The sequence below is a fragment of the Vibrio sp. 970 genome (assembly GCF_033339075.1).
Map to the genome: position 1 here is coordinate 1 of NZ_JAWOTW010000387.1, position 658 is coordinate 658.

The 658-nt window shown below is 46.8% G+C and carries 1 pseudogene; it reads left to right on the plus strand.

Going from position 1 to position 658, the window contains the following annotated elements:
• Nucleotides 1–56 precede the first annotated feature (56 nt).
• Nucleotides 57–658, plus strand: a pseudogene (locus R7Q11_RS26850) (sensor histidine kinase); the annotation flags it as partial.

The window sequence follows — 658 nt, forward strand, 5'->3', positions numbered from 1 at the left end:
GAAGAACATTTATTGAAAACCATCCCTAAAGTCGGCTTCCGCTTGGAGCCGGGGGCATGATTCGCCGCTTATTTAACAACACACAAAGCTTAACTGGACGCCTCGAACTCTTCTTCCTGTTGGTGTCGATTGTGATTGGTCTGCTGTGCTTCGCACTTGTTAGTGGCGCGTTGTTGTGGTCGGAAGATCGCGTCGGTGAACGACGTATTATGATCGACAAGAAAGAAGCGATTGAGCATTTTAGGCGTCATCCTGGCGACGGAATGATAAAGCTTGATTTGCTGACAACGGCGTACAACGACATCAATCTGATCCCGCCTATCTACCAGCCTTTTTTGCAAGACAAGCAGTACTTTCTCGGTGAAGTCGGTCAAGAGCCGAACACCAGAATGATTTACATGAGCACTTTTAACCAAAATGGCGAAGAGCACCCTATCATTCTGATTTCACTCATTGATGAAATCGAAATCACCTCAACCGAGTTTGTTTATGTCATCGTAATGGTACTAGCGGTGGTAACGGCGCTTATTCTAATTTTTGGCAGCCTTTTACTGCGCCTATCACAACGTTTGATTGAGCCAGTCAGCGCACTCAAGGTGCAGCTAGACCAACACCAAGGCGATACATCCCAAAAATTCATCGTGCCTGAAGGTTCGGC